The sequence below is a fragment of the Tsuneonella rigui genome, assembly GCF_003958625.1.
Lineage (GTDB): Bacteria > Pseudomonadota > Alphaproteobacteria > Sphingomonadales > Sphingomonadaceae > Tsuneonella > Tsuneonella rigui.
The window spans coordinates 289,891-310,288 of record NZ_RSEL01000013.1 but is presented as its reverse complement, the minus strand read 5'-3'; the positions used below and the strand labels follow the sequence as shown (position 1 = coordinate 310,288).

Sequence of the window (20,398 nt, the reverse complement as noted above, 5' to 3'; positions counted from 1 at the left end):
GAGCCACCAATGACCGATCCGATTTCGTCCCACCGCGACGGCGAAGTGCTTGTCGTCGTTTCGAACAACCCGCCGGTCAACGCGCTCGGCCAGGCGGTGCGCGCCGGCCTCCAGCGCGAGATCGCCGCTGGGCTGGCCGACGACGCGGTGAAGGCGATCGTCATCCGCTGCGACGGGCGCACGTTCTTCGCCGGCGCGGACATCACCGAGTTCGGCAAGCCCCCGCAAGGTCCCAGCTTGCCCGAAACGCTCGACGCGATGGAAGCGAGCGACAAGCCGGTGGTCGCCGCAATCCACGGCACCGCGCTCGGCGGCGGATGCGAGGTCGCGCTGGCCTGCCACTACCGGGTGGCGGTGCCGAGCGCGAAGCTCGGACTGCCCGAGGTCAAGCTCGGCCTCATTCCTGGAGCCGCTGGTACGCAACGCATGCCGCGGCTGGTCGGCGCCGAAGCGGCACTGCCGCTGGTTGTCGGCGGCGACCCGATCTCGGCGAAGAAGGCGGAAAGCATCGGCCTCGTCGATGCGATCGTCAGCGAAGACAACCTCGAAGCCGATGCGGTCGCTTTCGCGCGGAGCAAGATCGACCAGCCGGTACCGCGCGCTTCGGAAGGCACGAAGAACGAGGATGGGGTGCGCAATCCGGCGATCTTCGACGACTTCCGCCGCAGCCAGGCGCGCAAGATTCGCGGCTTCGACGCGCCCAACGCCGCGATCGAGGCGGTCAAGGCGGCTGGCGAGCTCCCTTACGCCGAGGGCGTGAAGAAGGAGCGCGAGCTGTTCATGAAGCTCATGACCGGCACCCAGTCGGCAGCGATGCGCCACTACTTCTTCGCCGAGCGCGCCGCGAACAAGATCGACGACGTGCCCGCCGACACCCCGCTGATTCCGATTAACAAGGTCGGCATCATCGGTGCGGGCACGATGGGCGGCGGCATCGCGATGAATTTCCTGAGCGCCGGAATCGCGGTGACGATCCTGGAGATGCAGCAGGACGCGCTCGACCGCGGCACCAAGACTATGCGCCGCAATTACGAGAACACCGCCAAGCGCGGCCGCATGACCGACGAGGCGGTCGAGAAGGCGATGGGCCTGCTTTCGCCGACGCTGAACTACGATGAACTCGCGGACTGCGACCTCGTGATCGAGGCGGTGTACGAGAACATGGACGTCAAGAAGCAGGTCTTCGCCAAGCTCGATGAAGTGGTGAAGCAGGGCGCAATCCTGGCATCGAACACCAGCTATCTCAACATCGACGAGATCGCGACCGCGACCAAGCGGCCCGGTTACGTCCTCGGACTACACTTCTTTTCACCCGCCAACGTGATGAAATTGCTTGAGATCGTGCGCGGGAAGGAAACGCGCGACGATGTGCTGGCAACCTGCATGAAGCTCGCCAAGACCATCGGCAAGGTTGCCGCTGTTTCGGGCGTGTGTCCGGGCTTTATCGGCAACCGTATGCTCAGCCCTCGCCAGCAGCAGGCCAATGCGCTGATCATGGAAGGCGCGAACTATTGGGACATCGACGATGTCCTGCTCGAATTCGGTTTCCCGATGGGCCCGTTCCAGATGGGCGACCTCGCCGGCACCGACATCGGCTGGCATCGCGATCCGAGCCGGATCGAGACGATCCGCGACGCGCTGTGTGCCAGGGGCCGCTTCGGCCAGAAGGCCGGCAAGGGCTATTACGACTACGACGAGGCGCGCAACCGAACCCCGTCGGACGAGACCAAGCAGATCATCGCCGATTTCGCCGCCAAGGAAGGCAAGCCGCAACGCGAAATCTCGAAGGACGAGATTCGCGAGCGGCTGCTCTATCCGATGGTCAACGAGGGCGCGAAAATCCTCGACGAGAAGATGGCCCAGCGCGCGAGCGACATCGATGTGGTGTGGATCAACGGCTACGGCTGGCCGCTCTACACCGGCGGGCCGATGTTCTGGGCCGACACGATCGGTCTCAAGACCGTGGTCGAAGGCCTTGAAAAGCATGACCTTCCGGTGAGCGACTTGCTGCGCCGCAAGGCCGACGCGGGCGAGAAGTTCAACCGCTGATGAACCCGTCAACGCCGGTCATTGTCGGCGTCGGCCAGGTCGTCGAGCGGATCGGCGAGGCGGAGTGGCAGGGCCGCTCTGCTGCCGATCTCGCGGCCTGGGCGGCCGAGCGGGCGATCGCGGATGCCGGCGCGGCACGCGACCTGAAGCCTTCGATCGAGGTGGTCTCCGCAATCCGCACGTTCGAGGATTCCGGCGCGGCGCCCTCCCCGTTCGGCAAGCCGGACAAGTTTCCGCTCGCAGTCGCGCGGCGAGCGGGCCTGAAGCCCAAGCAGGCGATCCTCGAAGCGGTCGGCGGCCAGTCGCCGGTTACCGCGCTGGTGGAAATGGCCGAGCGGGTGGCGCGCGGCGAGATCGCGGCAGGCATGGTGTTCGGTGCGGAAGCGATCTCGAACGCCCGCCACCTGTCATCGCAGGGAGAGGCCCGCGACTGGGCCGAGCACGACGAGGGCGAGATCGAGGATCGCGGCTCGGCACGAATGCTCACCAAGCAGGGCATCGTCCACGGCATCGTCAGCGCGCCGATCGCCTACGCGTTGCTGGAGAACGCCCGCCGCGCGCGCCTCGGCATGAGCCGCGAGGACTACCGCGCGGCGATGGGCGAGCTGTTCGCCCCGTTCAGCGCGGTGGCGGCGCAGAACCCCTACTCCAGCGCGGCGGGCGAGCCGCTCTCGGCCGGAGCCATCGCCACGATCACGCCGAAAAACCGGATGATCGCCGACCCCTTCCCGCTGAAGGTGGTCGCCCGCGATCAGGTCAACATGGGCGCCGCGATGCTGGTAATGTCCGCCGCCGCGGCGCGCGAGGCCGGTATCCCGGAGGACCGCTGGGTCTACATCCACGGCGCATCGGCGTCCGCCGAGCCCGACATCCTTGAACGCGCCGACCTGGGCGCATACCCCGCCGCCGAAGCCGCACTCGACGCGGCGCTGGGCGCGGCGCTGGGCGCGGCGGGCAAGAGTATCGGCGAGGTCGAGGTGCTCGACTTCTACTCGTGCTTCCCGATCGCGGTGTACTCGACCGCCATCGACCACCTCGGCCTCAGCCAGGACGACCCGCGCGGGCTGACCGTGACCGGAGGGCTTCCCTACTTCGGCGGTGCGGGCAACGGCTATTCCAGCCACGCCATCGCCAGCACCGTCGAACGCCTGCGCGAACGGCCCGGCGCCTTCGGCCTCGTCGGCGCGAATGGCGGCTTCCAGAGCAAGTACGCCGCGCTGGTCCTTTCGACCGCACCCGCGCAATTCGCCGGCTGGAGCGAGGCCGTCCAGCACCGCCCCGCCCCGCCCGAACTCGCTGACCTCGTTGAAGGCAGCGGCACGATCGAAACTTACACCGTCGTCCACGGCCGCGGGGGCCCGACCTATGCGGTCGCCATCGGCCGCCTGTCCGACGGCCGCCGGTTCATCGCCCGGAGCGACGATCCGGCTACGCTCGCGGCGATGGAAGCAGACGATCCGCTCGGCCGCCAAGTGGCGCTTTCGAATGACGGAGAACGCAACGCGTTCACACTCGCTGGCTGAGCCGCTAGGCTGACCCAAAGCCTGGGAGAGCCACATGACCGACGCCGCCGCGCATCACGACGAATGGGTGCGCCGCCCCGCCTCCACCGCCGACGGCACCAACTGCACGCCGGAGCAGTACGCCGCGATGTACCGCCGGAGTATCGACGACAGCGACGGGTTCTGGCTCGAACAGGCGCAGCGGCTCGACTGGGCTGGGGCCCCAACCAAGGCAGGCGACTGGAGCTTCGATCCGGTCGCGATCAAGTGGTTCGCGGACGGCAAGCTCAACATCTGCCACAACGCGGTCGACCGCCACGTCGCCGCCGGCCAGGGCGACCGCCTCGCGCTGATCTTCGAACCTGACGATCCCGACGGCGAGATCCGCCGCATCACCTACGCCGAGCTCCAGGCCGAAGTGATCCGCATGGCGAACACGCTCAAGAAAATGGGCGTCGCCAAGGGCGACCGTGTCACCATCTACATGCCGATGGTGCCCGAGGGCGCTTTCGCCATGCTCGCCTGCGCGCGCATCGGGGCGGTGCACTCGGTGATCTTCGGCGGCTTCAGCCCGGAAGCGATCGCCGGCCGGATCGACGACTGCGCAAGCGATTGGATCGTCTGCGCCGACGAGGGCCTGCGCGGCGGCAAGACCGTGCCGCTCAAGGCCAACGTCGATGCGGCGCTGAAGAAGGTATCGGTCAAGGCGGTGCTGGTGACACGCCACACCGGCGGCGGGGTGGAGATGACCGAGGGCCGCGATCACTGGTACCACGAACTCTCGAAAGACGTCCCCGCCGACTGCCCGTGCGAGCCGATGAACGCCGAAGACCCGCTATTCATCCTCTACACCTCGGGCTCGACCGGCAAGCCCAAGGGCCTGCTCCACACCACCGGCGGCTACGCGGTGTGGACCGAGACCACCTTCCGCTACACTTTCGACTACCGCGCGGGCGAGGTGTTCTGGTGCACCGCCGACATCGGCTGGGTCACCGGCCACAGCTATGTCGTCTATGGCCCCTTACAGAACGGCGCGACCGCGTTGATGTTCGAAGGCGTGCCCAACTGGCCCGACCACGACCGCTTCTGGGCGACCGTCGCCAAGCACAAGGTCAGCATCTTCTACACCGCCCCCACCGCGATCCGCGCGCTGATGCGCGAGGGAAAGGAGCCGGTTGAGCGGCATGACCTCTCCTCGCTCCGCCTGCTCGGCACCGTCGGCGAGCCGATCAATCCCGAAGCGTGGCGCTGGTATTCCGACACCGTCGGCAAGGGCGCGCTGCCGGTGGTCGACACTTGGTGGCAGACCGAAACCGGCGGGGTGATGATCACCACGCTTCCCGCCGCGCACGACATGAAGCCGGGCAGCGCAGGCAAGCCGTTCTTCGGCGTGTGCCCGCAGCTGGTCGATGCCGACGGCGAGGTGCTGGAGGGGGCGGCGAGCGGCAACCTGTGCCTGGTCCGCTCATGGCCCGGCCAGGCGCGGACAATCTATGGCGATCACCAGCGCTTCGCCGAGACCTACTTCACCACCTACCGCGGCAAGTACTTCACCGGCGACGGCTGCCGCCGCGACGCCGATGGCTACTACTGGATCACCGGCCGGGTGGACGACGTCATCAACGTCTCCGGCCACCGGCTGGGCACCGCCGAAGTCGAAAGCGCGCTGGTGCTGCACGACAAGGTCGCCGAAGCCGCGGTGGTCGGATACCCGCACGATATCAAGGGCCAGGGCATCTACTGCTACGTCACCTTGAACGCCGGCGAGGAGCCCTCCGACGCCCTCGCCGCCGAGCTGCGCCAGCAGGTCCGCAGCGAGATCGGCCCGATCGCCAGCCCCGACCACATCCACTTCACCCCCGCCCTGCCCAAGACCCGCTCAGGCAAGATCATGCGCCGCATCCTGCGCAAGATCGCCGAGAACGAGGTGAGCGCGCTGGGGGATGTTTCGACGCTGGCCGATCCGAGCGTGGTGGAGACGCTGATCGAAGGGCGCCTCAACCGGTAGTCACGCAGCGCGCGCGGGCGCATTTACGCGCACGGAGATTGGGCAGAGAATACCTCGCAAGGGGGAAGCGATGTTCGACGTCTACGTCCGCCACCACGCGCACCTGCGGCCGGATGCCCCGGCGATCGTCCTTCCATCGGGTCCGATCAGCTTTGCCAGGCTCGATGCCGATGTGACCCGCACCGCGGGCTTCCTGCAATCGCTCGATGGCGGGCCCGATCGCCCCGTCTCGGTGGCGATCGAGGATTTCTACCTCAACTGGGTGGTGATGCTCGCCCTCGCCCGGCTCGGGTTTCCGTCATCGCCGGGGGTCGATCGCGAATGCCCGCTGCGTGTGTCGCAACGGGCTGAGGAGAATCCCGCGGTCCTGGTCGACCAGCAGCAGGTCGCCGCCATGCTCTCGGGCCCCGTACCGGAGTTGACTTCACGGGCCATCCCGCCGGATGAGCTCGGCCGAATTCTCCTGTCATCGGGCACGACCGGCGAGGAGAAGCGCATCGCATTGAGCTGGCAAATGATCGAGGCCAGCATCCGCAACGTCCCCATTGCATACGGCACGCCGCCGGGCCCCTGGTTCATGGCGACGGGGACACACACAATCCTGGGCTTTGTCCTCACTCTCGGGTGCTGGGCGATTGGCAATGCCGTCATGATGGTCGCTGACCCGCTGCACCATGCCGATCAGGTGTTGGCGATGAAGCCCGGGCTGATCGCGATGACGCCGGGCCAGCTTGGGCAGTTCATCGAGGGGACTGGCAGACGATCATCCGCCGCAGCCCCTGCGGGCCGTGACCGGCGGCGGGCCGGTTCCCCGCAAGCTGCTCGCCCGAACTCAAGCCGTGCTCACGCACGATTTTCGCAGCGTGTACGGGGCCTCGGAATGCGGGGCGGTGGCGATTGCCTCGCCGGCGCTGATCGAGCGATCGTCCGCCGCGGCGGGGTATGTCTTACCCGGCGTGACCGTACAAATCGTCGACGAGCATGGCGTTCCCGTGGCCTCGGGAGAGCTGGGCCACGTGCGAATCCGTAGCGACCGGGTGGCCAAGGGATACCTGCGCGGGAAGTCGGAGGCATTCCAGGATGGCTGGTTCATTTCGGGAGACATCGGCCGGCTCGACCCGGATGGCCTCCTCACTCTCGAAGGCCGGGCCGACGACCTCTTGAACCTGCGCGGGCAGAAGGTCCTGCCGGCGTGGGTCGAAGCGGCCGCGGAGCGGGCCCCGGGCGTGGTCGAAGCCGCGGCATTCTCGGTGCAGGACGAGGACGGGTGGGAGCGCTGCTGGATCGCGGTCGTCGCGGGCGGCGCGTTCAGCGAAGCGGCGTTCACCGATGCGATGAAGGTGCCGCTGCTCGTCGCTGAAAAGATCAGTTGGGTGCTGCTGGACGAGCTGCCGCGCAACGCCATGGGCAAGATCGACCGCAACGTCCTGCGTGAGCGCGCTAGAAGCACCGAGCTTGGCCGGGATTGACGGACCATTTTGGCGCGCATCTATGCGTGTCGCGAAGCTCGGAGAAACCGCGACACGACGCCCGTTTAACCGTCGCCCCGGGCTTGACCCGGGGTGGTGCTTCCTTCTGGCCGGAGCGCTGAGAAAGAAGCACTGGCCCGGGTCAAGCCCGGGCCGACGGATGAGCTAGGCCGGGTGCGCCTCAAGCCACCGCGCCAGGTCGCCGATCACCGCGTCCTTCTCCGGCTCGTTGTAGATCTCGTGGAACAGACCGGGGTAGATGATCACGGTCTTGTCGCTCGCGCCGATGGCGTCGATCGTCGGGCGGGCGCCGGCGAGCGGGACGAGCGCGTCGGCCTCGCCGTGCTGGATCAGGACCGGCACCTTCATCTCCGGCGCGCGCTTGAGGTAGCCCGGCAGCGGAGCGAACAGTTCGTGCGCGGTGCGGGCGGGGACTTTGCCGATGGTGACAAGGATATCGTTGAGATAATCGTCGACCACTTGCGGATCGCGGCTCACGGCCCCCGGAGGCAAGTCGACGGTACCTAGCGTGGGCGCGATGGCGGAAAGCAGCTTGACCGCCAGCCGCTGCGCCGCCGGTGCGCTGCCGCCGATCAGCGGGCCGGAGAGGATCAGGCCCGAGAGGTCGTCCGGCCAGCGCAAGGCATAGCCGAAGGCGACGTTGCCGCCCATCGAGTGGCCGAGCAGCTTTATCTTCTGCCCACCATGCCGCGCGCGCACTTCGGCGACGAACTTGTGGAAGTCCTCGATCACCCAGTCCATCCGGTCGACCAGCGCGCGCTTGCCGCCGGACTGGCCGTGGCCGCGGTGATCGATGGCGTAGATCGCGTATCCTTGCGGCACCAGTCGTTCTACAAGGTTGCCGTAGCGCCCGCCGTGCTCGGCATAACCGTGCGCGATAACGATCACGTCGCGCGGTTCGCCCTCGGGCAGCCAGCCTTGCGCGAACAGCTTGACCCCGCCGTGGCCGGCCAGGTGCCAGAAGGTGTGCTTCATCCGAACTTGCCCCGGTTGGGGCCCAGGTAGCCGAACAGGTACGCGCCCACCTTGCGCATCTGGATCTCTTCCGCGCCTTCGGTGATGCGGTAGCGGCGGTGGTGGCGGAAGATGTGCTCGAACGGCTTGTGCCGCGAATAGCCGATGCCGCCGTGCACCTGCATCGCCCGGTCGGCCGCCTCGCACACCAGCCGGTTCGCCCAGTAATTGCACATGCTGACCTTGTCGGAGATCGTCTTCTCGATCTCCTCGTGCGGCATGTTGTCCATCTCCCACGCGGTCTTGTAGATCAGCAGGCGCAACATCTCGCACTGCGTCTTCAATTCAACCAGCGGGAACTGGATCGCCTGGTTGCGCGCCAGCTCCTCGCCGAATGGCTTGCGCGCCCTCGCATACTTCACGCTCTCGTCGATGCAGTGGAGCGCGGCGCCGAGGCTGCTCGCGGCCTGGCGGATGCGGTTCTGGTGGACGAAGCTCTGCGCCAGCGCGAGGCCGCGGCCCTCCTGCCCCAGCATCGCGCGCTCGGGCACCCACACGTTGGTGAAGCTGAGGCGTGGGTGATCGGTGGGCATGTTGAAGGTCCACATCCACTCCTCGATCTTCAGCCCCTCGGTGGGGTTGGGAACGAGCAGGCAGGTGATCCCGCGCGCATCGCCCGGCTCGCCGCTGGTGCGGCAGAAGGTCGCGCAGTGGGTGGCGACGTGCATTCCAGTGATCCACATCTTCTCGCCGTCGATGCGCCAGCCGGGGACCCCGTCGCGGGTTTCGCGGACGGCCTTGGTTTCCATCCAGGTGGCGTCGGAGCCGTGGTGCGGCTCGGTCAGCCCGAAGGCGACCCGGCGCTTGCCCTCGAACCCGCCAAGGATGAATTCGTCCTTCTGCTCCTCGGTGCCGAAGGTTTCGAACATCGCCACGAACGGGAAGTTGCCGACGATCGAGTGCTCGTTCTGGAGGTCGTTGTGGAGGCCCAGCCCGCGCCGCGCGAAGCGTTCGCGGATCACCGCCATCCACAGGTTGGAGCCGTCCTTGCCGCCGTACTTCTTGGGCGCCGAGAAGCGCCAGTGGCCGGCCGCATCCGCCGCGCGGCGGGCCTTGCCGAGCAGTTGCTCCCACTCGTGGTTGGGCAGCCCCTCGCGCTCCCAATCGGTGCGCGCATCCTCGCGGCGGTGGTCGAAGAAGCGGATGTTGTCGTCGGCGGCGACCAGCGGTTCGATCTCCGCCTCGATGAAGGCGATGAGCTCGGCGTAGTAGTCTTCCAGCTCCTGCGGAATCGCAAAGTCCATCGCCGTCTCTCCCAGTTATCCGTCCTGAGAGGAAACCTATCGGGCGGACGGGTTTACGCAAGCGTCAAGTGACGGCGCTGCGCACTTTGTATTCCGGCCGGTCCCATTCGCGCGCCGCCATGACGGCATCGATGTGGCCGGCCGCGGCGGCGACCTCGGCGTGGGTGGTGTAGAGCGGGGTGAACCCGAAGCGCAGGATATCGGGCGCGCGGAAATCGCCGATCACTCCCCGCGCGATCAGCGCCTGCATGATCGCGTACCCCTCGGGGTGGCGATACGAGACCTGGCTCCCCCGCTCGGTCGGATCGGCCGGGCTGGCGAGCGCGAAGCCCCACCGCTCGGCGAGCGGCGCCATCCGCTCGCTGAAAAGCTGCGATAGCGAGATCGACTTGGCCCGTACCGCCGCCATGTCGGCCTCGAGAAACAGGTCGACCCCCACCTCCAGCGCCGCCATCCCCAGCACCGGGGGCGTGCCGATGAGGAACCGCGCAATCCCCGGAGCCGGCTCGTAACAATCCTCGAAAGCAAACGGCGCAGCATGGCCGAACCACCCGGTCAACGCCGGGGTGACCGCATTCTGATGCCGCTCGGCGACATACAGGAAGCCCGGAGCCCCCGGTCCGCCGTTCAAATACTTGTACCCGCACCCGACCGCGAAATCGGCATTGGCGGCAGCCAAGTCGACCGGGATCGCTCCCGCACTATGGCTGAGGTCCCAGATCATCAGCGCGCCATGGTCTTGCGCCAACTCGGTGACCCGCGCCATGTCGCGCATCTTGCCGGTCTTGTAGTGCACCTGAGTCAGCATTACGGCCGCGACGCTATCGTCGATCGCGCCCTCGACCTCGTCAGGTTGAACCATTTGTGCGCGGACTTCGCGGCCGGTCAGCGCCTCGATTCCCTGCATGATGTAGATGTCGGTCGGGAAGTTGCCGCTCTCCGACAGGATCACGTTCCGGCCCGGCTGCAAGGCGATCGCCGCCGTCAACGCCTTGAAAACATTGATCGAAGTCGAATCGCACGCGACCACTTCGCCCGGCCGCGCCCCGATCAGCCGCCCGATCTTGTCCCCGATCCGCTGCGGCATCCCGACCCAGTCCGCCTTGTTCCACGAGGTGATCAACCCCCCACCCCACTCGCTCCGGACCGTCTCCAGCACCCGCGCCTCGGCCGCTTTTGGCAATGCTCCCAGAGAGTTACCGTCGAGATAGATCAACCCTTCCGGCAGCGCGAAACGATCGCGGAAATGGGCCAGCGCATCGGCGGCGTCGAGCTCTTGGGGCGTCATCACCGGGGCATAGAAGCGTTTGCCAGCCCAGCGCAAATCGCGCACGGTGCCGGGCGATGGGAGATACCGAAGAACTGGCGAACGCCCTCCGCGACGCCGCCCGCGAAGCCGGCCTTGCCGCCGCGGCGGTCGACGGCCTGCGTCTGTTGTCGGGCGGCGCGAGCAAGGAAATGTGGGCGTTCGACCTCGTTGGTGAAGACGGCGCTGCGACCCCGCTCGTGCTCCGCCGGCAACATGCCGGACGTCGCTTTTCTTCGCAGGGCCTACCGAGCGTCGCCGCCGAAGCGGCGCTGGTCCGGCTGGCGGACAGCGTTGGCGTGCCGGTCCCCTCGGTCGCGTTCGAGCTCCCGCCGGGATCGCCCGCAGGCGACGGTTACGCGATGGCGCGGATCGTCGGCGAAACGGTCGGCGGCCGCGTGCTCAAGCTGCCTGAACTGGCCGAGGCACGCGCCGGTATGGCCAGGCACTGCGGTGAAATCCTCGCCCGGCTCCACGGCGCGAGCGGATACGAAGACCTCGGCCTGCGCCGCATCGGCGCGCGGGAAGAACTGGCCGCGCTGGAGGAGCGCCACCGCGCGACCGGTCACGACCGCCCGGTGTTCGAACTCGCGCTACGATGGCTCAAGGACAACCTGCCCGAGGAGCGAACCCGCGTCCTCCTCCACGGCGACTTTCGTAACGGCAACGTGATGGTCGGGCCCGACGGCATCCGCGCGGTGCTCGACTGGGAGCTCGCCCATGTCGGCCCGCCGGTCTACGACCTCGCGTGGCTGTGCGTGACGAGCTGGCGCTTCCAGCGGCCTGAGCTGCCGGTCGGCGGGTTCGGCACGCGCGAGGATCTGCTTGCCGGTTACGAGAGTGCCGGCGGCGCGCCGGTTGACCGCGCCGAGCTCCACGCGTGGGAGGTGTTCCAGACGATGAACTGGGGCGTCATGTGCGCCGGGGTGGCAGAAGCCTTCGTCGAGAGCAGCCGCTCGATCGAGGCCGGGGTCATCGCCCGCCGCGCGTCGGAGACCGAATTCGACCTTATGCGCTTGCTCGCGCCGGACCACGAGGCGTGGAATGTTCGATAGACCCGCCCCCTCTCTCCTCATCGCCGAAGCTCGCCGCGCGCTCGACGCGGGCGTAGCCGCCGGCTTCCCGCAAAAAGTGGTCGCCAACGCGCTCGGCATCGCGCAGCGGCAGCTCGAGACGGGGCCGGCGTTAGCCGAGGCCGAGCACGCGCGCCTGCGGGAATTGCTCGATCAGGACGGCGACCTGACGACGCTCAACGCCGCCCTAGCGTCGGCCATCCGTAAAGGGTCGATCGCGGTCGAAGCTCCGCAACTCGTCGAGCATCTGATCCTGACGACGGTGGCCAAGCTGGAGATCGACCAGCCCGCCTACCCCGCGTTCAAAGCCTGGCGCGAGGGCGCTTAGTCTCCGCCGAGCGAGGCGAGGCTGCGCGCCCCGTCGACAACCTGCTTAGCGACCAATTCCAGCTGCCCGCGCGAGCGTTCGTCGAGCCGCTCCCCGTCATGCGCGAACATGTCCGGCCCGACCCGGATCGTCGCGCCGAGAGGGGTCGGCCAGCCGCGCAAGGCGTGCACCACCGTGCGCAGCGTCTGCATCGTGTTGACCGTCGCCTGGTCGCCATAGGCCGTCGCAATCAGGCCTACCGCACGCCCGTCGAGATATGGCCGGGCGTCGTTCGCGAGGTCTTCCAGATAATCGAGCGCGTTCTTGACCAAGCCCGACACCGTGCCGTGATACCCGGGCGCGGAGATCAACAGTCCGTCCGCATTGCGCACCGCCTCGACCATCTCCGCGCCATGCTCGAGCGTGTGCCCGGGTCCCCGATAATGCGGCAGACCAGCGAGGTAGCTCCCGTCGAACAGCGTCACCGCCGCGCCCTCGGCCTCGGCGGAAGCAATCGCTGCCTTGAGCGCGAGTTCGGTCGCGCTGCCGGGCGAAACCGTGCCGCCGATGGCGACGATGCGGGGGGTCAAACGGGCTGCTCCTGCGCGAGAAAGTGTTCCAGCGCCTGTCGCTGATCGGCCGAGAAACGCAAGCCCAGCTTGGTCCGCCGCCACAGGATGTCGTCGGTGGTAACGGCCCATTCGCGCTGGATCAGATGGCGGACTTCACCGGCGGTCAGGCCGTGACCGAGATGCTCGCCGCCCACGATCTCGGCCGCCAGCGTGCCGTAGGCCTTGACCAAGCGGTCAGCCCATTCGGGGCGAAGGAATGGATGTCGTGCCATCAGCTCTGCGACCAGCGCTGGCTGGCCGTCGAGCGGGAAATCCCCGCCCGGCAGCGGCGCACTCGCGGTCCACCCCGGACCGCCGAGCTCCGGCAACCGAGTGGCGAGGAGTTCGACCGCCTCCTCAGCGAGGTGCCGATAAGTAGTGATCTTGCCGCCGAAAACGCTGAGGATCGGCGCGCCTTCGCTCTCGTCCGATAGCTCGAATCGATAGCCGCGCGTCGCCGCCTCGGGCTTGCCCGAGCCATCGGCGACCAGCGGCCGCACGCCTGCGTAGGACCACACCACGTCCTCAGGCCGCACCGGCTGGCGGAAAAAGCGGCTTGCCCCCTCGCAAAGGTATTCGATCTCCTCCGCGCTCGCTTCGATCGACGCGCCGTGCGGATGGTCGCGGTCCGTGGTGCCGATCAGGGTAAAGTCGCGCTCGTACGGGATCGCGAAGAAGATGCGCCCATCGGGAAGCTGAAAGAAGTAAGGATAGGGGTGGTCGAATAGCTTCGGCACCACGATGTGCGAGCCGCGCACCAGGCGGATGCCGCTGTCGCTATCCTCGTGCGCCGTGCCGAGCACCTTGAGCACGGCAGGACCGGCCGCATTGACGATGGCGCGGGCATTGTACTCGCCCTGCGGCGTCGCGATCCGCCAACCGCTTGCCGCGCGCTCGATCCGCTCGACTGGACACCGCGTGCGCACCTCGGCCCCGCGATCGGCCGCGTCGCGCGCGTTGAGCACCACCAGCCGTGCATCGTCGACCCAGCAATCCGAATAGACGAAACCGTGGGTAAATTCGGGCTTAAGCGGCGCGCCCGATGGGTGCTGGCCGAGCCGGATGGTCTCGGTCGCGGGCAGCTTTCGCCGCGCGCCGATGTGGTCGTAGAGGAACAAGCCCAGCCGCAGCAGCCAGCGCGGGCGCAGGCCGCTGACATAGGGCAACACGAACCGCATCGGCCAAATGATGTGCGGCGCGATGGCCCACAGCCGCTCGCGCTCGCCGAGCGCCTCGCGCACCAGGCCGAACTCGTAGTGCTCGAGATAGCGCAAGCCGCCGTGGATCAGCTTGCTGGACGCCGAGGAGGTCCCGCTCGCGAGATCGCCCGCCTCGAGCAGCAGCACGCGTACACCGCGGCCCGACAGATCGCGCGCGATCCCGGCGCCGTTCACCCCGCCGCCGATCACCGCGACATCGAACTCTGAGCTGTCGATAGCCGCCATCGTTCCTTGCGCTCGCCCCTCGTTCGCATGCACGGTAATGGCCGGCGCGGGAAGGGAAAGCGACGATGACTGCGAAGAACGCCTCCTCGCCGATCGACTGGGACACCCTGCCCTATGGCGGCGACCTGTTCGGCGAGATGTACCTGGCCGACCAGGAAGCGCAGGCGGTTACGACTCCCGCGCCCGCGCACACGCTGTTCCCGGGGCTGATAGCCTGCGCCGTGGCGGCAGCGGCAGCGGCCTGGCTGGCTGAGCATTACGGCTTCCCGATCATCCTGCTCGGCCTGCTGGTCGGGCTGTCGCTCAATTTCGTGGCGCGCGAGCCGACCACGCATAGCGGACTCGACTTCGCCTCGCGGACCTTCCTGCGCTGGGGTATCGTGCTGCTCGGGCTGCAGGTGACGTTTGGCCAGATCGGTTCGCTCGGCGCGGCGCCGTTCGGAGCGCTGGTGGTCGTCATGGCCGTGACGTTTGTCGCCGGAATCGCCGGAGCGCGCGTGGCGGGGCAGTCCCGCTACGCCGGCATCCTCGCCGGCGGCGCGACGGCGATCTGCGGTGCGAGTGCGGCGCTCGCGCTGTACGGCGTGATCGGCAAGGAGCGGCTCAGCCAGGCGCAGTTCGCGCTCACCCTGGTCGGAGTATCGCTCGCAAGTGCGTTGGCGATGTCGCTCTATCCGCCGCTCGCCGCGCTGTTGGGGTTGGACGACCGGCAGGCGGGGTTCCTGATCGGCGCCTCCATTCACGACGTCGCGCAGGCGATCGGCGGCGGTTATGCGTTCTCTGACAGCGCAGGCAGTTATGCGACAGTCGTGAAACTCTCGCGGGTCGCGCTGCTCGCGCCGCTGGTGGCGCTGGTCAGCGTGTGGATCGGCAGCGGCGGCGGTACGGGTCGCCCGTGGTTCCGCCGTCTCGCGCCGCCGTGGTTCATTGTCGCATTCCTGGGGGTGGTGACGCTCAATTCGCTCACGGTCATGCCCGCGCAGTTAACCGCGGGCGCGCTTACCGCTTCGAAGGGGCTGTTGCTGTTGGCGGTCACCGCAACCGCGATGCGCAGCCGGATGGACCTGCTGATGCAGATGGGCTGGCGCTCCACCGTACCGGTCATCGCCGCCACCCTCGCCAGCTTCGCGGCTGCGCTGGGGTTCGTGCTGGTCCTGGTCTGATCAGGCCGCGCTGATCGACGCGACGAGACCGAGCACGCGCTCCGCCCATTCCTGCCGGCAGATCAGCAGGTCCGCCATGTAGGGATTGGGCTGGTTGTATTCGAGCGGCGAGCCATCGACCCTGCTGACGTGAAGGCCATGCGCGAGCGCGACCGCGGCGGGTGCGCAGCTATCCCATTCGTATTGCCCGCCGGTGTGCAGGTAGATTTCGGCCTCGCCGCGCACCACGGCCATCGCCTTGGCCCCGGCGCTGCCCATCGGGACGAGTTCTGCGCCTACTGCTTCTGCAACCAGTTGAGCCTCGCGCGCGGGCCGGGTGCGGCTGACGACCATGCGCGGCGGCGAGCGGACGGGGGCTAGAGCCTGCGGCCGATCGGTGCGCAGCACCAGCCCGAGCGCGGGCAGCGCCACCGCACCAACCGCTGGATAGCCCGCGACCGACAGCGCGACGTGCACCGCCCAGTCGCTCCGCTCCTCGCCGTATTCGCGCGTGCCGTCGAGGGGATCGACGATCCATGTGCGCTCTTTGCCCAGGCGGGCCGGACTGTCCTTCTCCTCTTCCGACAGCAGGCCATCGTGAGCCCGGAGCTCGCGCAATGCGGCGACCAACAGGGCGTTGGCTTCGGCATCGCCCGTGCGGCCGAGCTCCTTGCCATGATGCTTGCGACTGTCGCGCACCTGAAGCAGGATACGCCCCGCCTCCTCGGCGAGATGCGCGGCGAGTTCGTGGTCGTTCATTTCAGCGGCAACAGCTTGTCGATTATGTGCTGCGCCGCCTGCTCCGGCGTCATCTCGACGGTGTTGACGACGATGTCGGGCCGCTCTGGCGGTTCGTAGGGACTGTCGATGCCGGTGAAGTTCTTGAGCTCCCCGCTTCTAGCCTTCTTGTAGAGCCCTTTCACATCGCGTGCTTCGGCCACCTCGAGCGGGGTGTCGACGAAGATCTCCACGAACTCGCCCTCGGGCAGCATCGCACGCACCATGTCCCGCTCGGCGCGGAAGGGGCTGATGAACGCGGTGAGGACGATGAGACCCGCGTCGGCCATCAGCCGCGCGACTTCGCCCACCCGGCGGATGTTCTCGATCCGGTCGGCCTCGGTGAAGCCCAGGTCCTTGTTGAGCCCGTGGCGGACGTTGTCGCCGTCGAGCAGGAAGGTGTGCCGGTTCATCAGCGCGAGGCGCTTTTCGACCTCGTTGGCGATGGTCGACTTGCCCGACCCGCTGAGGCCGGTGAACCACAGCACCCGCGGCGCCTGGTTCTTGAGCGCGGCGTGGTGCTGGCGGGATACGTCGGTCGGCTGCCAGTGCACGTTCTGGCTGCGGCGTAGGCTGAAGTGCAGCATGCCCGCTGCCACCGTCGCGTTGGTGATCTTGTCGATCAGGATGAAGCCGCCGAGCGTGCGGTTGTCGGCGTAAGGCTCGAACACCACCGGCTTGTCGGTCGTCAGCTCGGCAACCCCAATCTGGTTCAATTCCAGCGTCTTGGCCGCGAGATGTTCGAGGCTGTTGACGTCGATCTCGTACTTGGGCTCGGCGATGGTCGCCGAGACGGTCTGGGTGGCGAGCTTGAGCCAGTAGCCGCGGCCCGGGATCAGCGCCTCGTCGGCCATCCACACCAGCGTGCTTTCGAACTGGTCGGCGACCTGCGGCGGATCGTCCGCGACCGCGATCACGTCGCCGCGGCTGCAGTCTATCTCGTCGGCGAAGGTGAGCGTGACCGACTGGCCGGCGACCGCCTCGTTTAGGTCGCCGTCGAGCGTCACAATGCGGGCGATGGTAGTGGTCTTGCCCGAAGGCAGCACGCGTACCGCGTCGCCCGACTTCACGCTGCCGGTCGCGATCTGGCCGGCGAAACCGCGGAAGTCGAGGTTGGGCCGGTTGACCCATTGCACCGGCATGCGGAACGGCTTGCCGGCATCGACGCCGCTCAGCACCTCGACGCTTTCGAGGTGCTCGACCAGGCTGGGCCCGTCGTACCACGGCGTACTCGCGGAGGGCGCAGCAGTGATGTTGTCGCCCTTGAAGCCTGAGATCGGGATCGCGGTGAAGCTCTCGATGCCGATGCTCCGGGCGAACGCGGCATAGTCGGCGACGATCGTGTCGTAGGTGGCCCGGTCATACCCGACGAGGTCCATCTTGTTCACCGCCAGCACTACGTTCTTGATACCGAGCAGGTGGCACAGGTAGCTGTGCCGCCGGGTCTGAACCAGCACGCCCTTGCGCGCATCGACCAGGATCACCGCCAGGTCGGCGGTGCTCGCGCCGGTGACCATGTTGCGGGTGTACTGCTCGTGCCCCGGGCAGTCGGCGACGATGAACTTGCGTTTCTCGGTCGAGAAAAAGCGGTAGGCGACGTCGATCGTGATGCCCTGCTCGCGCTCTGCGGCGAGGCCGTCGACCAGCAGCGCGAAATCGATCTCCTGCCCTTGCGTGCCGACGCGCTTGCTGTCGCTTTCCAGCGCGGCAAGCTGATCTTCGAAGATCATCTTGCTGTCGTAGAGCAGCCGCCCGATCAGGGTGGACTTGCCGTCGTCGACACTGCCGCAGGTGATGAAGCGCAGCATCGTCTTGTGCTGGTGCTGCGCGAGGTAGGCCTCGATATCCTCGGCGATCAGCGCGTCGGTCTGGTAGATCGGCTCGGAATTCATCGCACCCACTCTCGTCGCCCCGGACTTGATCCGGGGCCAGGCTTTTTGTTTCCGTCGAGTTCGAAGGCAGCACGACCCCGGGTCAAGCCCGGGGTTGACGTTGCGGAACGCTTCGCATTCCGTGGCACGTCAAAAGTACCCCTGCTGCTTCTTCACTTCCATCCCCGCACCGCCGGCGTCCTTGTCGATCGCGCGGCCCTGGCGTTCGGAGGTGGTGGTGAGCAGCGTCTCCTGGATCACCTCGCTCAAGGTTGCGGCTTCGCTCTCGACCGCGCCGGTCAGCGGATAACAACCGAGGGTTCGGAAGCGGACCGAGCGCATCACCGGCGTCTCGCCCTCGCGCAATGGGAAGCGCTCGTCGTCCACCATCAGCAGCAGCCCGTCGCGCTCCACGGTCGGGCGCGGAGCGGCGAGGTAGAGCGGGACGATGTCGATTCCTTCGAGCTGGATGTATTGCCACACGTCGAGCTCGGTCCAGTTCGAGATCGGGAACACCCGGATGCTCTCGCCCTTGGCCTTGCGCGCGTTGTAGAGGTTCCACAGCTCGGGCCGCTGGTTCTTGGGGTCCCACCCGTGGCTGGCGGTGCGGAAAGAGAATACTCTTTCCTTTGCACGAGACTTCTCTTCGTCGCGCCGCGCGCCGCCGAAGGCCGCGTCGAAGACGTAGTGGTCGAGCGCCTGCTTCAGCCCTTCGGTCTTCCACATGTCGGTGTGTAGCGGGCCGTGGTCGAAGGGGTTGATCCCGCGCGCCTTGGCTTCGGGGTTCTGCCACACCAGCAGCTCCATCCCGGAATCGCGCGCCATGCGGTCACGCAGCGCGTACATGTCCTTGAACTTCCAGGTGGTGTCGACGTGGAGCAGCGGGAATGGCGGGGGCGCAGGATAGAACGCCTTGCGCGCCAGGTGCAGCATCACCGCGCTGTCCTTGCCGACCGAATAGAGCATGACCGGGCGCTCCGCTTCAGCAACCACTTCGCGCATAATGTGGATGGCCTCGGCCTCGAGGCGCTGGAGGTGAGTCAGGGTCAAAATCGTCTCTCAAACTGCACCGGGACGGTATCCACGATGCCTATCGGGCGCGCAAACCTGTTGTGGACGGGCATGTAGCGAGCGATGCGGCATGCTGCTTTCCAAGCTTTCTTCGACCCCGCGAAGCAGCACTTCCCCACACTGATCTGCAGAAACATCACATTTCAATGTTTGGATGTGCGGCCCGATGTGCTAATCGAGTCGCCATGGATACATCAGTGATCACGCGCGTCCGCGCACTCGTCGAACAAGGTGGCATGTCGCGCACGGCGCTCGCGCGCGCGGCCGGCCTCCACGCCAACTCGCTGCGCGATTGCACCAAGCCGAGCTGGAACCCGACCGCCGATACCCTCGACAAGCTCGACCGCTTCCTGAGCGACAACGACGAGCGGCCGGTGATCGTCGGGATCGAAGCGATCATCGAGGAAGCACGCAACGGGCGCATGTTCATTCTGGTCGATGACGAGGACCGCGAGAACGAGGGCGACCTCGTCATCCCGGCGCAAATGGCGACGCCGCAGGCGATCAACTTCATGGCCACGCATGGCCGCGGGCTGATCTGCCTGGCGCTTGCCAAGCAGCGCGTCGACCAGCTTGGGCTCGGTCCGATGAGTGCGCGCAATCGCACGCGCCACTCGACCGCCTTCACCACTTCGATCGAGGCACGCGAGGGTGTGACCACCGGCATTTCCGCCGCCGACCGTGCGCGCACCATCGCGGTGGCGATCGACGCCGCGAAGGGCTCGGACGACATCGTCACGCCCGGGCATGTCTTCCCGCTGGTCGCGCGCGACGGAGGCGTACTGGTGCGCGCGGGTCATACCGAAGCGGCGGTCGATATCTCGCGCCTCGCGGGCCTCAATGCTTCGGGCGTGATCTGCGAGATCATGAACGACGACGGCTCGATGAGCCGGATGGACGACCTCGTCCGTTTCGCCCGCCAGCACGACCTCAAGATCGGCACGATCCGCGATCTTATTTCCTATCGCCGCGAACACGATCACATGATCGAGCGGCGCGGACAGCGGGCCTTCACCAGCCGGTGGGGCGGCGCGTGGACCGCGATCGCGTTCCACAACCGGGCGACCGGCGAGGAGACGATGGCGCTGGTCAAAGGCGCGATCGATCCGGCCAAGCCCACGCTGGTGCGCATGCACATGCTGTCGGTCTTCCCCGACGTGTTCGGCGAGACGGGCGAGCGCGATTCGCTGGTCCGCCGGGCGATGGAGATCATCGGCGAGGAGGGCTCAGGCGTGCTCGTGCTGCTCAACCGGCCCAGCCCCGATTATGTCAGCCGCGCCATGCAGGCGGCCGGCGGCGAGCCGAAGACGGATGACGGAGACGAGACGCCCGTCCAGCGTGACTACGGCGGCGGCGCGCAGATCCTCGCCGAACTCGGGATCCGCGAGATGGTCCTGCTGACCAACACCCATCACGCGCTCGCGGCGCTGGAGGGCTACGGCTTGTCGATCGTCGGCGAGCGGCCGATCGATTGAGGCGCTTGGATTC

The 20,398-nt window shown here is 67.3% G+C and carries 16 protein-coding genes and 1 pseudogene; 9 read left to right on the top strand and 8 right to left on the bottom strand.

The features are described from left to right. Window positions 1-9: 9 nt before the first annotated feature. The 5 genes and pseudogenes from ELY12_RS05995 (at window position 10) to ELY12_RS05980 (ending at window position 7,028) form a co-directional block, all read left to right on the top strand. Window positions 10-2,049, top strand: coding sequence for a 3-hydroxyacyl-CoA dehydrogenase NAD-binding domain-containing protein (locus ELY12_RS05995; RefSeq protein ID WP_126175778.1), 2,040 nt, complete (start codon window positions 10-12; stop codon window positions 2,047-2,049). After that, window positions 2,049-3,572: an acetyl-CoA acetyltransferase gene (locus ELY12_RS05990; protein WP_126175777.1), complete on the top strand. Its 1,524-nt coding sequence runs from the start codon at window positions 2,049-2,051 to the stop codon at window positions 3,570-3,572. The genes ELY12_RS05995 and ELY12_RS05990 overlap by 1 nt, the downstream gene beginning before the upstream one ends. A gap of 34 nt (window positions 3,573-3,606) precedes the next feature. Continuing rightward, the gene (gene acs, locus ELY12_RS05985) at window positions 3,607-5,559 is read left to right on the top strand and encodes an acetate--CoA ligase (protein WP_126175776.1); all 1,953 of its coding nucleotides are present in this window, start codon (window positions 3,607-3,609) and stop codon (window positions 5,557-5,559) included. A 788-nt stretch (window positions 5,560-6,347) separates the two neighbouring features. Beyond that, a pseudogene (locus ELY12_RS14630) lies at window positions 6,348-6,554 on the top strand (AMP-binding protein); the annotation flags it as partial. 21 nt (window positions 6,555-6,575) lie between these two features. Further along, window positions 6,576-7,028, top strand: a complete 453-nt coding sequence (locus tag ELY12_RS05980) for a class I adenylate-forming enzyme family protein (RefSeq protein WP_338142050.1) — start codon at window positions 6,576-6,578, stop codon at window positions 7,026-7,028. Between the two features lie 165 nt (window positions 7,029-7,193). On the opposite strand, the gene ELY12_RS05975 is transcribed toward ELY12_RS05980, so the two are convergent. From ELY12_RS05975 to kynU, 3 genes are all read right to left on the bottom strand, one after another. Then, window positions 7,194-8,024 carry an alpha/beta hydrolase gene (locus ELY12_RS05975; RefSeq protein WP_126175774.1) on the bottom strand — a complete coding sequence of 277 codons (831 nt, stop codon included), beginning with the start codon at window positions 8,022-8,024 and terminating at the stop codon, window positions 7,194-7,196. After that, window positions 8,021-9,307, bottom strand: coding sequence for an acyl-CoA dehydrogenase family protein (locus ELY12_RS05970; protein WP_126175773.1), 1,287 nt, complete (start codon window positions 9,305-9,307; stop codon window positions 8,021-8,023). Before ELY12_RS05970 ends, ELY12_RS05975 begins: the two co-directional genes overlap by 4 nt. Before the next feature lie 64 nt (window positions 9,308-9,371). Then, entirely contained in the window at window positions 9,372-10,595 is a 1,224-nt protein-coding gene (gene kynU / locus ELY12_RS05965; protein ID WP_126175772.1) for a kynureninase, read from the bottom strand. A gap of 56 nt (window positions 10,596-10,651) precedes the next feature. Here kynU and ELY12_RS05960 point away from each other — a divergent pair, with 56 nt between their 5' ends. Further along, window positions 10,652-11,668 (top strand): phosphotransferase family protein, encoded by a 1,017-nt coding sequence (locus ELY12_RS05960; protein ID WP_126175771.1) that lies wholly within the window; start codon window positions 10,652-10,654, stop codon window positions 11,666-11,668. Continuing rightward, window positions 11,658-12,014 carry a DUF6285 domain-containing protein gene (locus ELY12_RS05955; protein WP_126175770.1) on the top strand — a complete coding sequence of 119 codons (357 nt, stop codon included), beginning with the start codon at window positions 11,658-11,660 and terminating at the stop codon, window positions 12,012-12,014. Before ELY12_RS05960 ends, ELY12_RS05955 begins: the two co-directional genes overlap by 11 nt. Here the strand turns inward: ELY12_RS05955 and ELY12_RS05950 are convergent. Together ELY12_RS05950 and ELY12_RS05945 are read right to left on the bottom strand one after the other, a co-directional pair. Continuing rightward, window positions 12,011-12,583 (bottom strand): NADPH-dependent FMN reductase, encoded by a 573-nt coding sequence (locus ELY12_RS05950; RefSeq protein ID WP_126175769.1) that lies wholly within the window; start codon window positions 12,581-12,583, stop codon window positions 12,011-12,013. The genes ELY12_RS05955 and ELY12_RS05950 overlap by 4 nt on opposite strands. Then, window positions 12,580-14,049, bottom strand: coding sequence for a glycerol-3-phosphate dehydrogenase (locus ELY12_RS05945; protein WP_126175768.1), 1,470 nt, complete (start codon window positions 14,047-14,049; stop codon window positions 12,580-12,582). Before ELY12_RS05945 ends, ELY12_RS05950 begins: the two co-directional genes overlap by 4 nt. Before the next feature lie 65 nt (window positions 14,050-14,114). Between ELY12_RS05945 and ELY12_RS05940 the strand changes: the two genes are divergently transcribed. Next, window positions 14,115-15,212, top strand: coding sequence for a YeiH family protein (locus ELY12_RS05940; RefSeq protein ID WP_126175767.1), 1,098 nt, complete (start codon window positions 14,115-14,117; stop codon window positions 15,210-15,212). Here ELY12_RS05940 and ELY12_RS05935 read toward each other — a convergent pair whose 3' ends face one another. The 3 genes from ELY12_RS05935 to cysD all read right to left on the bottom strand — a co-directional run bounded on the left by ELY12_RS05935 (window position 15,213) and on the right by cysD (window position 18,892). Then, the gene (locus ELY12_RS05935) at window positions 15,213-15,950 is read right to left on the bottom strand and encodes a 3'(2'),5'-bisphosphate nucleotidase CysQ (protein ID WP_126175766.1); all 738 of its coding nucleotides are present in this window, start codon (window positions 15,948-15,950) and stop codon (window positions 15,213-15,215) included. Then, the gene (cysN, locus tag ELY12_RS05930; protein WP_126175765.1) at window positions 15,947-17,860 is read right to left on the bottom strand and encodes a sulfate adenylyltransferase subunit CysN; all 1,914 of its coding nucleotides are present in this window, start codon (window positions 17,858-17,860) and stop codon (window positions 15,947-15,949) included. The genes ELY12_RS05935 and cysN overlap by 4 nt, the downstream gene beginning before the upstream one ends. 129 nt (window positions 17,861-17,989) lie before the next feature. Beyond that, complete coding sequence (gene cysD, locus ELY12_RS05925; protein ID WP_126175764.1) at window positions 17,990-18,892, bottom strand: sulfate adenylyltransferase subunit CysD; 903 nt, start codon at window positions 18,890-18,892, stop codon at window positions 17,990-17,992. Window positions 18,893-19,095: 203 nt separating this feature from the next. Between cysD and ribB the strand changes: the two genes are divergently transcribed. Then, window positions 19,096-20,385 (top strand): 3,4-dihydroxy-2-butanone-4-phosphate synthase, encoded by a 1,290-nt coding sequence (gene ribB / locus ELY12_RS05920; protein WP_126175763.1) that lies wholly within the window; start codon window positions 19,096-19,098, stop codon window positions 20,383-20,385. Window positions 20,386-20,398: the final 13 nt, after the last annotated feature.